This is a genomic window from Duganella sp. 1411 (assembly GCF_017833525.1).
Classification (GTDB): Bacteria; Pseudomonadota; Gammaproteobacteria; order Burkholderiales; family Burkholderiaceae_D; genus Rugamonas.
Window position 1 is genome coordinate 18,995 of record NZ_JAFICD010000006.1, and the last position, 11,811, is coordinate 30,805.

The following is an 11,811-nucleotide window of genomic DNA, read 5'->3' on the forward strand; positions in this document are numbered from 1 at the left end:
AAAGAGGTATCACGAAAACGGCATTGGCCCGGTTCCGCCAGCGCGCCTACACTGCCTCCACCATCAACCGACGGAGGATTCCATGAACAACGAACGTTACGACCGTGGCTTGGCCAAACTCAAAGAGATCGACGGACTGGCCGGTGAAAAAGTCATCGACAGCCTGAAGGACATCGCCCCCGACTTCGCGCGGCTGCTCATCGAATTTCCGTTCGGTGACATCTATTCGCGCCCGGGCCTGGACCTCAAGGTGCGTGAGCTGGCCGTCGTGGCGGCCCTCACCGCGCTGGGCAACGCGGCGCCGCAACTGAAGGTCCACATCCACGGCGCACGCAACGTCGGCTGCTCGCAGGCGGAGATCGTCGAAATCATCATGCAGATGGCCGTGTATGCCGGATTTCCCGCCGCGCTCAATGGCTTGTTCGCGGCCAAGGAGGTATTCGCCGTGGAGGCCGCGCACGGCTAATCGGCCCGTTCGATTCTGACTTTCAGCTCGCCGCCGCGCTTGTACGCGGCCACTCCCGCATCGGCGGCATCGATGGTTCCCAGCGTGACCAGGCCGCGCGAGTACGCGAAGTCCTTGTAGAAGAACGCCAGGTTGCCCCACGGGGCGTAGTAGGCGATGGTGCCGGCCTTCGGCGTGCTGCCGGCCGGCGCGCCGGCGGTCGACAGCTTGCGGTCCAAATAGACGATTTTCTCGGTGTCGGCGTAGTCGTCGAGCGTCAGCGTGAGCGGCAGCATGGACAGCAGGTCGCGCGTGGTCGGGTTGTCCGTCAACGTGGCGGCGATGACCCGCCCTTCCACGATCATGCGGATTTTTTGGGCGTGCGCGGGGGCGCCAGCCATCATTGCAATAGTCATAGTCAGGGATGAATAAAGTAGTGTTGATCCGCGCATCAGCGGGCCCCTTGGGGTTTGAGCCGGCCGCCGTTGCCGACGATGATGGAGGATATGGCCAGCATGGCCGCGCCGCCGATCAGTGTGGCCATGATCGACAGGTGATCCAGCAGCAAACCGCCCAGCGCGGCGCCGAGCATGATGGCCAGCTGGATCGCCGCCACCAGCAGGCCGCCGCCGCTTTCCGGTTCGTCGGCGATGCCCTGGCTCAGCCACGTCGACCACGCGACCGGGATCGCCGCGTTCAGCGCGCCCCACCCGACCAGCGCGACGGCCACCGCCCAGAACACGTGGCCGACGGCCGGCAACGCCAACGTGACGGCGCCCAGCGCCAGCGGCAGCCAGCGCAGCAATCCGTACAGATGGCTGCCCAGCATGACCGTCGCGCCGTAGGTGCCGAGGAAGCCGGCCGCGCCCAGGCCGAGCAACAGCATCGACAGCTGCGGCACCGTCACCCCGGTGTACGTCTCGAGGAAGGGCCGCAGGTAGGTGAAGGTGGCGAACGCGCCGCCGAACGAAAACATCACCCCGGCCATGCCGAACGCCACATTCGGACGCTTGAGCAGGCCGAGGACTTTGCCGACGGGATTGGCGACCTGCGGCGGCATCGACGGCAGGCTGGCCCACTGCCACGCCAGATTGGCGACCACGAACGGCGTCAGCGCCCAGAACGTGCCGCGCCAGCCGATGACGGCGCCGAAGTAGCTGCCGATGGGCGCCGCGAACGCCGCCGCCACGGCGTTGCCGGTGTACATCAGGCCGAGTGCCTTGGGAATTGACTCGGCCGGAACCAGGCGCATCACCGTCGCCGTGGCCAGGGCCCAGAAGCCGCCCACGGTGATGCCCAACAGGGACCGCGCCACCATCAGCACGGCGAAGTTCGGCGCGCAGGCGATCAGCACCAGCGAGGCAAGCATCACGCCGGTCAGCGCGATGAGCACGTGGCGGCGGTCGAAGTGACTGGCGACGGCCGGAATCAGCAGGCTGGTGACCACCGCGAACAGGCCGGAGATCGAGATCGCCTGGCCGGCCATGCCCTGAGTCGCGCCCAGGTCACTGGCGATCGGCGTGAGCAGGCTGACCGGCATGAACTCGGAGGCGATCAACATCGCCACGCACATGGCCATCGAGCCCACGGCGCTCCAAGCCGGCTGGCCGGTGAAGGACTGTTTCGGTATCGCGTTGCTGGCTATTTCCATTTTTCTCTTCGTCTTCCAAAATTGTGGGGCCATGGTAGCGGCACGGGCGGGTCCGCACGCTATCCAAATTCGCTAGGGTTTATGCAGGAAAATCATCAATCGGCGCCGTACGAACGGCGCGGCGCAACTGCTAGAATGCCAAATCAACCCACCCGGAAGCGATCCCATGGCGCGCGAAAACATCAACGACATCCTTGTGTTCCTGGCGGTGGCGCGCGAGCGCAGTTTCACGCGCGCGGCGGCCAAATTGGGCATGTCGCAGTCGGGACTAAGCCACATCGTGCGCGGGCTGGAAGCGCGCATGGGCGTCCAGCTGCTGGCCCGCACCACCCGCAGCGTCGCACCGACCGAGGCCGGCGAGCGGCTGATGGAGACGGTGGCGCCGCGCTTCGCCGAAATCGAGGCGGAGATCGCCGCCATCAGCGACCTCGGTGGCAGCCCGGCGGGCTTAATCCGCATCACCGCCATCGACCACGTGATCGACAGCGTGCTGTGGCCGCGCGTGGCCCACCTGCTGCCGCAATACCCCGACCTGCGCATCGAGATCAACTCCGACTACCGCCGCCACGACATCGTCGCCGAACGCTTCGACATCGGTGTGCGCTGGGGCGACCAGGTCGAACAGGACATGATCGCCGTGCGCCTGACCGCCGACGCGCCGATGGTGATCGTCGGCTCGCCCGACTACTTCAAGGGCCGGGCGATACCGACGTCGCCGCAGGAACTACTGCAGCACAACTGCATCACCTTGCGCCTGTCCTCCAACGGCGGCTTGTACGCGTGGGAGCTGTGCGACGGCGACCGCCCGATCGAAGTGAAGGTCAGCGGCCAGGCGACCTTCAACAGCGCCTATCAGATGCTGAACGCGGCGCTGAGCGGCGTCGGCTTGGCGTTTCTGACGGCGGAAATCGCCGAACCGTACGTCAAGGACGGGCGCTTGCTCAGCGTGATGCCGGAGTGGTGCCCGCCCTTCCCCGGTTTGCACGCCTACTACCTGTCCAGACGCCATCCGTCCCGCGCGTTCACGCTGGTGATCGACGCGCTGCGCTACCAGGGTTAGCCAAGGAGACACGTAGGGCGGATTAGGCGGAACGCCGTAATCGGCCATGCCAGCGCTGCCGACGGCTCACGCATTGGCGGATTACGCTGCGCTAATCCGCCCTACGTATCTCCACGTGGACTCAACGTTTCGTGGCCACGGTCGCTGCCTGACCACGGAGACACGTAGGGCGGATTAGGCGGAACGCCGTAATCCGCCATGCCAGCGCCGCGACAGCTCATTTATTTCAAGTGCAGCGTAAAGAAGTTCGCCAGCTTATTGAAGGGAATAAGCTTGGTCCGGTCATACAGATCGACGTGGCCCGCGCCCGGAATGACAACCAGCTCCTTCGGCTCGGCCGCCAGCCGATAGGCATCCTCGCTGAACTCGCGCGAGTGCGCGACCTCACCGGTAATGAACAGCATCGGGCGCGGCGAGATCGTCTCGACGTCGTGGAACGGATAGAAGTTCATAAACTTGACGTTGCTGCTCAAGGTCGGATGCGTGGTCAACTTCGGCGACGAGCCTTTCGGCGTGAACTCCCCGCGCGGGGTGCGGTAGAAATCATAAAACTCGCGCTGAATGGCCGGCGTCTCGCTGTTAATAACATGGGTAGTGCCACCGGTGTACTGCGTCTCGCCGCCTTTGAACTCGAGATGGCGTTGCTGGGCCGCCTCGGCGATGATTTGTTTGCGCTGTTCGAGCGTCTGGCCATGCCGCAGGCCGTTGCGGGTGACCGCGCCCATATCGTACATGCTGACGGTGGCGATGGCCTTCATGCGCGGATCGATCTTTGCCGCGCTGATGACGAAACTACCGCTGCCGCACACGCCGATCGCGCCGATCCGGTTGCTGTCGATGAAAGGCTGGGTGCCGAGGAAATCGACGGCCGCGCTGAACGCCTCCGCGTACATCTCCGGCGCCACCATGTTGCGCGGCTTGCCGTCGCTGTCGCCCCAGAAGGGCAAATCGATCGACAGCGCCACGAAGCCCTGCTCCGCCATTTTCGTCGCGTACAGGTTCGCGCTCTGCTCCTTGACCGCCCCCATCGGATGGCCGACGATGATGGCGGCGTTTTTCGCGTGCCGGTTCAGCGTGCGGGGGATGAACAGATTGCCGCCGACCTTCATCTGGTACTGGTCCTTGAAGGCGACCTTCTGCACGGTGACCTTGTCACTGGTGTAGAAGTTATCGGCGCCGTTGGACATATCCTGCGCCCGCGCAGCGCTGCCCAGCACAGAGGTCATCGCCAGCGCGGCCGCGCCGGCGCCGGTCAGCTTGACCATCTGGCGGCGGCTCAGGTCAAGGCTATCGTTTGCTTCGATCGGGGTATCGATGTCGTTCATGTCGTCGTCCTGTGAGGAGTGTCAATGACTTGACTGTAAACTCAACCAGGACCGGGATATAGACGGCGAACGCGCATGCCTTTATGCGCGGCGTGCATGAATGCCCGCATGAATCTCGAATCTCGGAATCACGTAGGGCGGATTAGCGCAGCGTAATCCGCCATGCATGCGCCCCGGCGGCTCACGCATGGTCGATTACGGCGTTCCGCCTAATCCGCCCTACTCAGTGGCGAACAGGTTCTTATACGCCGCCGGCTGCGAGCGCCAATACTGCTTAGGCGCCTCGACCTGCGCGCCCAGCGCGGCCGCCGCATGCCACGGCCAGCGCGGGTCATACAGCACGGCGCGCGCCAGCGCCACCAGATCGGCGCTGCCATCGCGGATCGCCGTTTCCGCCTGCTCCGGCGTGGTGATCATGCCGACGCCAATAACCGGCACCTCGACCTGGCGCTTGATCTCGCGCGCGAAGGCTAGTTGATAGCCCGGCCCCACCTCGATCTTCTGCAACGGCGACAAGCCACCACTGGAGACGTGGACATAAGCACTACCGCGCGCGGCGACCGCCATGGAAAACGCCACGCTCTGCTCCAGATCCCAGCCGCCGTCGACCCAGTCGGTGGCCGAAATGCGCACGCCGACCGGCTTCTCCGCCGGGAACGCGGCGCGCACGGCGTCGAACACCTCCAGCGGGAAGCGCATGCGGTTCTCCAGCGAGCCGCCGTACCGGTCGGTGCGCTGGTTGGACAGCGGCGACAGGAACTGGTGCAGCAAGTAGCCGTGCGCGGCGTGCACTTCGATCATGTCCAGTCCAAGCCTGGCCGCGCGCCGCGCCGTTTGCCCGAAGGCCTCGCGTATCCGCGCCAGGCCGGCATCATCCAGCGCGGTCGGCGGCCGGTCTTCCGGCGCGTAAGGCAGCGCCGACGGCGCCTCGGTCTGCCAACCACCGGCGTCCAGCCCCACCTGTTTGCCACCCTCCCAGGGGGCGGCGGTGGAGGCTTTGCGTCCGGCGTGCGCCAACTGGATCCCGATCGGCATGCCCGAATGCTGGCGCACCGCTTTCAACACCCGCGCGAGGGCTTGCTCGTTGGCGTCCGAATACAGGCCCAGATCGGCCGGCGAAATGCGCGCCTCCGGCGACACCGCGGTCGCCTCCAGTATCAGCAGGCCGGCGCCGGACAGCGCCAGATGGCCCAGGTGGATCATGTGCCAATCGGTGGCGTCCCCCTGTTCGGCCGAGTACTGGCACATCGGCGCGATCACGATGCGGTTGGACAGCTCCAGCTGTCCGATCTTCAAAGGAGAGAATAGTTTGCTCACGCCTTACCCTTCGGTGATGTGAAGGTTTTGATTATGTCATGACTGAAAATTTCAGCTCTCACGAATGCCCGCCGGCTCGTGGCTTGTGACGTCAGGCGAAATCGGAAAGCGGTGCACCACTTTCCGATGCCCCCGTCGCTTACGCGGCGGAACCGGCGCGCGATTTGCGCCGCTTCATCCAGCCCACCAGTCCCAGGCCGCCGAACATCATCGCGTAGGTCGACGGCTCGGGCACGGCGCTCACCGAGATGTTGTCGACGGCGACGTCAAAATCGGTGAAGCCGTACATATAGCCGGGCACGTAGGTCGTAAACACCAGTTCGTCGACGCCGGCCAGCACGTCGGCGAAGCTGCGGCCGGGCGGCAGGCCCGGTCCGGCGGCGTCATCGGAGGAGCCGTAGCCGCCCCAGCCGGTCGGCATCGCCGTCGACGTCGTATCACCGATAGTTACAGACAGATGCTGCCATCCCTTGGTTGCGTCGATGGTGCCGAGGTCGTACCAAACGCTGGTGTAGGGCATACCTTGCGGCGTATTGCCATAGTCGCGCAGCTCGACCACCATGTGGCGCGACACTTCCTGGCCGAAGTAGCGGATCGAGTTGGCGACCACGTCCAAACCGATGGTGACGCTACCAAGCTTGCCGTAATCTCCGAGGTAGGACTGGTTGGTGGAATTGCTGAAGCTGACACCGAAGTTTTCCATCACGGTGTGCAGCGCGGGCGCTCCGTTGCCCATGTTGGTATCGATGCCGGAGCCACCGGCGCCATTCAGCGGCTGCATGCCTTCCCACCCTTGCGCGCCGTCGGAAAAATCGACAAACGACGAACTCGGGGCGGCCGTCGCGGCGGCCCCTGCGAGCGACAAGGCCAGTACCATCATTGCTTTATTCAAAGTCATGTGTCTTCCTTTTTTATCAGACAGTTAGAGAGATAGCGCTAACACCACACCCGCTTTTCTGGCGCCTGGCGGTTGGCCTGACAACAGGTTGGAAGCATCGGAATGAATGTTTCTTAAGCGGGTGTGAGGCCAATTCTGCAACGGCTGGTCTAGCTTGCATGAAACTATTTTGTAAGCGAAATGTAACCAAGTTTCTCTGCAGGTATGTGATATTCCGATAAGAAACTGTAACAAGAAGTTTCAGAAGACGATCAAAAGTAGCGGATTCCCTATGAGGAAATATTTGACCCGATGAGCAAATTTGTCCGAATGGAAAAGGAAAAACGGCGCGTTTTGGCGACGCGCCGTTGTCATCAAAATGTTTCTATTTCGCTACAGGCAGGTGGTGGCGTTTGGCGCCGGCGCCGACAGCTGCAACAACCGCAAAAAGGCCTGATGCCGCCCTGCGCCCCACGTGTTACCGGGGCGTAAACAGCGCCTGCAACTCACCGTACGGCATCGCCTTGTCGATCAACGGACCGGCGTCGCCGGTGGCCAGAAAACCCTTGGCCATGTCGGCGGCAACGGCCCACAAGGCCTGCGGTATGCCGGAACCGGCGCTTAAACGCCGCACGCCCAATTTATGCAATTCCTCGGCGGACGGTCTGCCCGGCCAGTCCATCACATTCACCGGCAACCCGGCACTGGCGACGACGGCCTTGATTTCATCGCCCCCGCAAATACCGGGCACGAACAAACCGTCCGCACCGGCGGCCTTGTAGATAGCGGCGCGCTTCAACACCTCCGCCACCCGCTCTCCCTCCGGCACCAGACCTTTCAGATACACGTCGGTACGGGTGTTGATGAAGATATCCTTGCCGGCCGCACCCAGAAGCTTCTTGATGGCGGCGATCTTCGCGGCCAGCGCCTCCGGCGCGTCCCTGCCATCTTCCAGGTTGATGCCGGCCACACCGGCGTCGACCAGCTTCTTCACGTTTTGCGCGACCACCTCCGCATCGTCCGAGTAACCGTTCTCCAGATCGACCGACAGCGGCACCGTCAGCACGCGCGCGATGTTGACCGCGATGGCGATGGCGACATCGGCCGGCATGTTATTGCTATCGGCGTAACCGGCGGCCCAGGCCACACCCGCGCTGGTGGTGGCGATGGCCGACGCGCCCAGGCTCTCGAACAACCGCGCGCTGCCCGCATCCCAGGCGTTGGGCAGGTGCAGCAGCTTGCTACCGTCGTGCAGCTTCTTGAAATCGTTTATGGTCGCTTCCTTAAAAAAGACTGGCTTGTGAGGTGGTGAGGCTGGAAAAACTGTCCTTCATCGGCAGCAGGATCGAGTCGGCGATCGGCTGCAACTGCTTGGTCAGATAATGATCGTAATCGATATTCGAGCGCATCGCCTCCAGCGGCTCCGGGCCGCCGGTCGTCATCACGTAGCTTATCCAGCCGCCGTTCTGATAACGCAGCGGACGGCGATGCGACTGGTTGTATTCATCGGCCAGGCGCGCGGCGCGCACCTGCGGGGGTACGTTGACTTTGTACTCGTCCAGCCGGTGGCGCAGCCGCTTGCGGTAGACCAGCAGCTCGTCGAAATCGCCCGACAGCGTCTTGCGCGCGTAGTCGCGCACGAAGTCCTGGTAAGGCTCGTCCTTGAAGATGCGCAGGAACAGGCCTTTCTGGAACTGCTGCGCCAGCGGCGTCCAGTCGCTGCGCGCCACCTCGAGGCCGCGGTAGATCACCTCTTCCTCGCCTTTGGCGTTGATCATCAGGCCGGCGTAGCGCTTTTTGCTGCCCATTTCCGTGCCGCGTATCGTCGGCATGAAGAACTTCTGGAAGTGCGTGTCGAACTCGATCTCAAGATGACATTCCAGGCCGTGCTTTTGCTTGAGCATGGCGCGCCACCAGGCGTTGATCTTGTTCGCCAGTTGCTGGCCGATCTCCAGCGCGTCGGCGTTGCTGTGTTCTTTTTTGAGCCAGATGAAAATCGAATCGGTATCGCCGTAGATAACGTCATATCCTTCCGCCTCCACCAGCTCGCGCGTTTGCTTCATCATCTGGTGTCCGCGCAGGGTGACCGAGGAGATCAGGCGCGGATTGAAGAAACGGCATTCGGTCGCGCCAAGCACGCCGCAGAAGGAATTCATCAGCAGCTTGAGCGCCTGCGACAGCGGCTCGTTCTTCGCCCGCTTGGCGGCGTCGCGCTGATTCCAGATCTGCGTGGTGATCTCGGGCAGGCAATGCCTATGGCGCGAGAACACGGTGCCGTTGACGCCCTCCACCACCGACGCCGGATCTTCGGCGGCTTCGCCCTCCACCAGGCCGACCGGATCGACCAGGAAGGTGCGGATGATCGACGGATACAGGCTTTTATAATCGAGCACCACCACGGAGTCGTACAGACCAGGCTTGGAATCCATGACGAAGCCGCCCGGCGACGCGCCGCCGGAGATGTCGCCCACGTTCGGCGCCACATAGCCCTCGCGGTGCATGCGCGGCAGGTAGTGGTGGCCGAAGGCGGCGATCGAGCCGCCCAAATGGTCTGCCTGCAAACCGGTCACCGTCGCGCGCTCGATCATGAACGCCAGCAGGTTGGCCTTGTCGAAGATGCGGGTGACCAGTTCGCAGTCCTTCAGGTTATAGAGGGCCAGCGCCGGCTTGTCCTCCTGGAAGCGGCGTTCGATCTCCGCCATCTTGTCGTAGACGTCGCCGATGTCTTTGCCCTCGCCCAGCATCGCCTGCGAGACGTTCTCCAGGCTGAACGACGGGAACGTCCACGACGCCGACTTGAGCGCGTCGATGCCATCGAGGACGACGCGGCCGACCACCGGTGCGAACATGTATCCCTGCTTGCCCGGATGCTCGCGCCATTCGATGGTTTTGCCCTCGCGACCCAGGGTCAGCGCGATCTTGTGCTTGTCGGCGTTTTTCTGCAGCACGCGCAGGTCGAACTGCACCACGTTCCAGCCCACCAGCACGTCCGGGTCGTGGCGCGCCATCCAGGCGTTGAGTCTTTCGATCAGCTGGCGCGGCGTGGCGCAGTATTCCAGGTCGAAGTCGATCTCCGGCGACGCCTGCGCCGGAGCCGCGCCGAGCATGTACACCTGGCGCTGGCCGCAGCCTTCGAGCGCGATCGAATACAGGTCTTCGAAGGCGCTCGTCTCGATATCGAGCGACACCATCTTGAGCTTGGGGCGGTAGTCGGGGGCGGGCTTGAGTTTGCAATCGTGGATGGTGGCGCCGTCGACGCGGCCGCCCTCCACCTGCACGCCGGCGGTGATGAAGCGCTCCATCAGATAGCGCTCCGGCGGGCGGATATCGGCCTCGTACATCTTGATGCCGTGGTCGCGCAACGTGCGCTCCAGCGCCGTCAACTGTTTGTAGCGGGACGAATAGACGCCGATCACGGGCTCGCGCTCGAACGTTTTGAGCTGCAGTTCGCGCAGCTCGACGCCGGCCGACTGGTCCAGCAGCGCCTCGATGGCGGCGCGCTCGCGCGCCTCCGCGAAGGCCACGGAAGTCTGCGCCGTCAGGCGGATTTTCCGGGGGCCGTCGTCGGTCGCCAGCCAGAATTCGATCTCCGTCCCGTTGGGCGCGTCGCGCCAATGGCGGGTCAGGATGAAACCCTGCTGAGAAGTTGGAGCCAAGGGAGTAAGCATGACTTAATTATACTGTATGCTCATACAGTCAACAGCCGCCGGCCCGGGATGACCGGTCAACACGCGTGGGGCACCACGTGGTGCCGTGGCCCGTGTGGTGCCGCGTTCAGCGGTACGTCACCACCCCGGGTTGGCCCGGCTGTTCAAGGTGCGAATAATTATTCAGATAACCGAGGCCAAACTCCCCCGGCCGGTGCAGCAGCCTGGTAACGGCACAATTAGCCAGCTTCCACGTCATCTCCATCACCTGAAAATCCTGGAACCCCAGCACGTGCTGAATCACGGTCGCAATCACACCGCTGGACGTGAAAACGATGGTGGTCCGCTTGCTATCCGGCTGATCGAGCCGCTCCAGCGCGGACACCACCCGGCGGCGGAAATCGGGCCAGGCTTCGGCGTATTGATCGTCATGCCAGCCGGTCATCCAGCGCTGCATCGCCGCCCGGAACAACTGCTCCGCCGCGCGCTGGGGATCGGCGGACCTGGCCAGCAGTTCCTGAAAAGTAGCGGGATCGGCAAACTCCGGACAATGCCGCAGCATCACCTCATGATGGCCGAACTCCGCGAAACCCTCGTCGGTCAGACACTCCGCCCCGTCAACCTGCGCCCGCGCCAGCTGCGCCAGACAAGCATCGGCAGTCTGGTGGTGCCGCGCCATGCCGCCGGTGATCATCCGATGGAACGGCTGCCCGCCTTTGGCCAACCAGCGCCCCAGCAAGCGCGCCTGCTCATGGCCCAGCTCCGACAGCTGATCGTAATTGGCGCTGCCGAAGGATGCTTGGCCGCTGCGCACCAGGTAGATTTGTCCCATATTTTTTTATCCCGATCCAAACAGGCCCCCAGCTTAACGGCCGGACTAAAAATCATCAAATGAATAATGTGATTTCACGGCGCTAGCCCGCATTCAGCACCGTCTCGGCTAGCTTGAGCAGATTTTCGCGCAGACGCGGCACCGATCCGTTTTGCGCGGCCGTCTGCGCGCCCTCGAGCAAAAAGGTCAAATGAATGGCCGCCAGCTTGGGTTCGGCCACACCCGCCCTGGCGCACAAGGCGCCGATGCGGCGCAGTTGACGCGCCTTGTGCACCTCGATCAGTTGGCGCGCCGGATGGGCGGCGTCGGGCAGCTCGGCGATGGTGTTGATAAATGGGCAGCCACGGTAAGACGCACGCACCACATCGTCGGCGATGAACTCCGCAAAGCCCATCAACTGGCGGCGCGCGTCGTCCGGGTAACGCGCCTCCAGCCCGTCCATCACCGCCGCGTACTGCGCCACCAGTTGCCGCACCCATTCGGTGATCAGCACGTCCTTCGACTCAAAATGGCGGTACAGCCCCATTTTGGTGGTCCGCGCTGCCTTGGCGATTGCCTCCACGCCGACGCCGCGTATGCCCTCGGCATAAAACAACTGCGACGCGGCGTCGAACAACCGATCGCGGATGGACTGTTTTTCTACGTTCATGACGACTC

Annotated in this window: 11 protein-coding genes; 2 read left to right on the forward strand and 9 right to left on the reverse strand. The window is 63.5% G+C overall.

The window, feature by feature from the left end; genetic code table 11:
• Positions 1–82 precede the first annotated feature (82 nt).
• On the forward strand, positions 83–466 hold the full coding sequence (locus JOD97_RS25035) for a carboxymuconolactone decarboxylase family protein (RefSeq protein WP_209724655.1): 384 nt from the start codon (positions 83–85) through the stop codon (positions 464–466).
• Here JOD97_RS25035 and JOD97_RS25040 read toward each other — a convergent pair.
• Positions 463–849, reverse strand: coding sequence for a cyclophilin-like fold protein (locus JOD97_RS25040; protein WP_229264713.1), 387 nt, complete (start codon positions 847–849; stop codon positions 463–465). The genes JOD97_RS25035 and JOD97_RS25040 overlap by 4 nt on opposite strands.
• Positions 850–896: 47 nt before the next feature.
• Positions 897–2,096 (reverse strand): MFS transporter, encoded by a 1,200-nt coding sequence (locus JOD97_RS25045; protein WP_229264714.1) that lies wholly within the window; start codon positions 2,094–2,096, stop codon positions 897–899.
• Positions 2,097–2,262: 166 nt separating this feature from the next.
• On the opposite strand from JOD97_RS25045, the gene JOD97_RS25050 reads away from it, so the two are divergent.
• Positions 2,263–3,156 carry a LysR family transcriptional regulator gene (locus tag JOD97_RS25050; protein ID WP_209724657.1) on the forward strand — a complete coding sequence of 298 codons (894 nt, stop codon included), beginning with the start codon at positions 2,263–2,265 and terminating at the stop codon, positions 3,154–3,156.
• A 221-nt stretch (positions 3,157–3,377) separates the two neighbouring features.
• Here the strand turns inward: JOD97_RS25050 and JOD97_RS25055 are convergent, their stop codons facing one another.
• The 7 genes from JOD97_RS25055 to JOD97_RS25085 all read right to left on the reverse strand — a co-directional run bounded on the left by JOD97_RS25055 (position 3,378) and on the right by JOD97_RS25085 (position 11,803).
• Positions 3,378–4,481, reverse strand: a complete 1,104-nt coding sequence (locus tag JOD97_RS25055) for an alpha/beta hydrolase (protein ID WP_373999934.1) — start codon at positions 4,479–4,481, stop codon at positions 3,378–3,380.
• 219 nt (positions 4,482–4,700) lie between these two features.
• Positions 4,701–5,798 (reverse strand): NADH:flavin oxidoreductase/NADH oxidase, encoded by a 1,098-nt coding sequence (locus tag JOD97_RS25060; RefSeq protein WP_209724659.1) that lies wholly within the window; start codon positions 5,796–5,798, stop codon positions 4,701–4,703.
• A 139-nt stretch (positions 5,799–5,937) separates the two neighbouring features.
• Positions 5,938–6,696, reverse strand: a complete 759-nt coding sequence (locus tag JOD97_RS25065; RefSeq protein WP_229264715.1) for a PEP-CTERM sorting domain-containing protein — start codon at positions 6,694–6,696, stop codon at positions 5,938–5,940.
• A 457-nt stretch (positions 6,697–7,153) separates the two neighbouring features.
• On the reverse strand, positions 7,154–7,948 hold the full coding sequence (locus JOD97_RS25070; RefSeq protein ID WP_209725357.1) for an isocitrate lyase/phosphoenolpyruvate mutase family protein: 795 nt from the start codon (positions 7,946–7,948) through the stop codon (positions 7,154–7,156).
• A gap of 10 nt (positions 7,949–7,958) precedes the next feature.
• On the reverse strand, positions 7,959–10,343 hold the full coding sequence (locus tag JOD97_RS25075) for a DNA polymerase II (RefSeq protein ID WP_209724661.1): 2,385 nt from the start codon (positions 10,341–10,343) through the stop codon (positions 7,959–7,961).
• A gap of 106 nt (positions 10,344–10,449) precedes the next feature.
• Entirely contained in the window at positions 10,450–11,154 is a 705-nt protein-coding gene (locus JOD97_RS25080; RefSeq protein ID WP_209724663.1) for a histidine phosphatase family protein, read from the reverse strand.
• Positions 11,155–11,236: 82 nt separating this feature from the next.
• Positions 11,237–11,803, reverse strand: a complete 567-nt coding sequence (locus JOD97_RS25085) for a TetR/AcrR family transcriptional regulator (protein ID WP_209724665.1) — start codon at positions 11,801–11,803, stop codon at positions 11,237–11,239.
• Positions 11,804–11,811: the final 8 nt, after the last annotated feature.

Coding starts and splice junctions, on each gene's coding strand:
- JOD97_RS25035 (WP_209724655.1), top strand. CDS start 83: ATGAACAACGAACGTTACGACCGTGGCTTGGCCAAACTCAAAGAGATC.
- JOD97_RS25040 (WP_229264713.1), bottom strand. CDS start 849: ATGATGGCTGGCGCCCCCGCGCACGCCCAAAAAATCCGCATGATCGTG.
- JOD97_RS25080 (WP_209724663.1), bottom strand. CDS start 11,154: ATGGGACAAATCTACCTGGTGCGCAGCGGCCAAGCATCCTTCGGCAGC.
- JOD97_RS25045 (WP_229264714.1), bottom strand. CDS start 2,096: ATGGAAATAGCCAGCAACGCGATACCGAAACAGTCCTTCACCGGCCAG.
- JOD97_RS25055 (WP_373999934.1), bottom strand. CDS start 4,481: ATGAACGACATCGATACCCCGATCGAAGCAAACGATAGCCTTGACCTG.
- JOD97_RS25085 (WP_209724665.1), bottom strand. CDS start 11,803: ATGAACGTAGAAAAACAGTCCATCCGCGATCGGTTGTTCGACGCCGCG.
- JOD97_RS25050 (WP_209724657.1), top strand. CDS start 2,263: ATGGCGCGCGAAAACATCAACGACATCCTTGTGTTCCTGGCGGTGGCG.
- JOD97_RS25075 (WP_209724661.1), bottom strand. CDS start 10,343: ATGCTTACTCCCTTGGCTCCAACTTCTCAGCAGGGTTTCATCCTGACC.
- JOD97_RS25065 (WP_229264715.1), bottom strand. CDS start 6,696: ATGACTTTGAATAAAGCAATGATGGTACTGGCCTTGTCGCTCGCAGGG.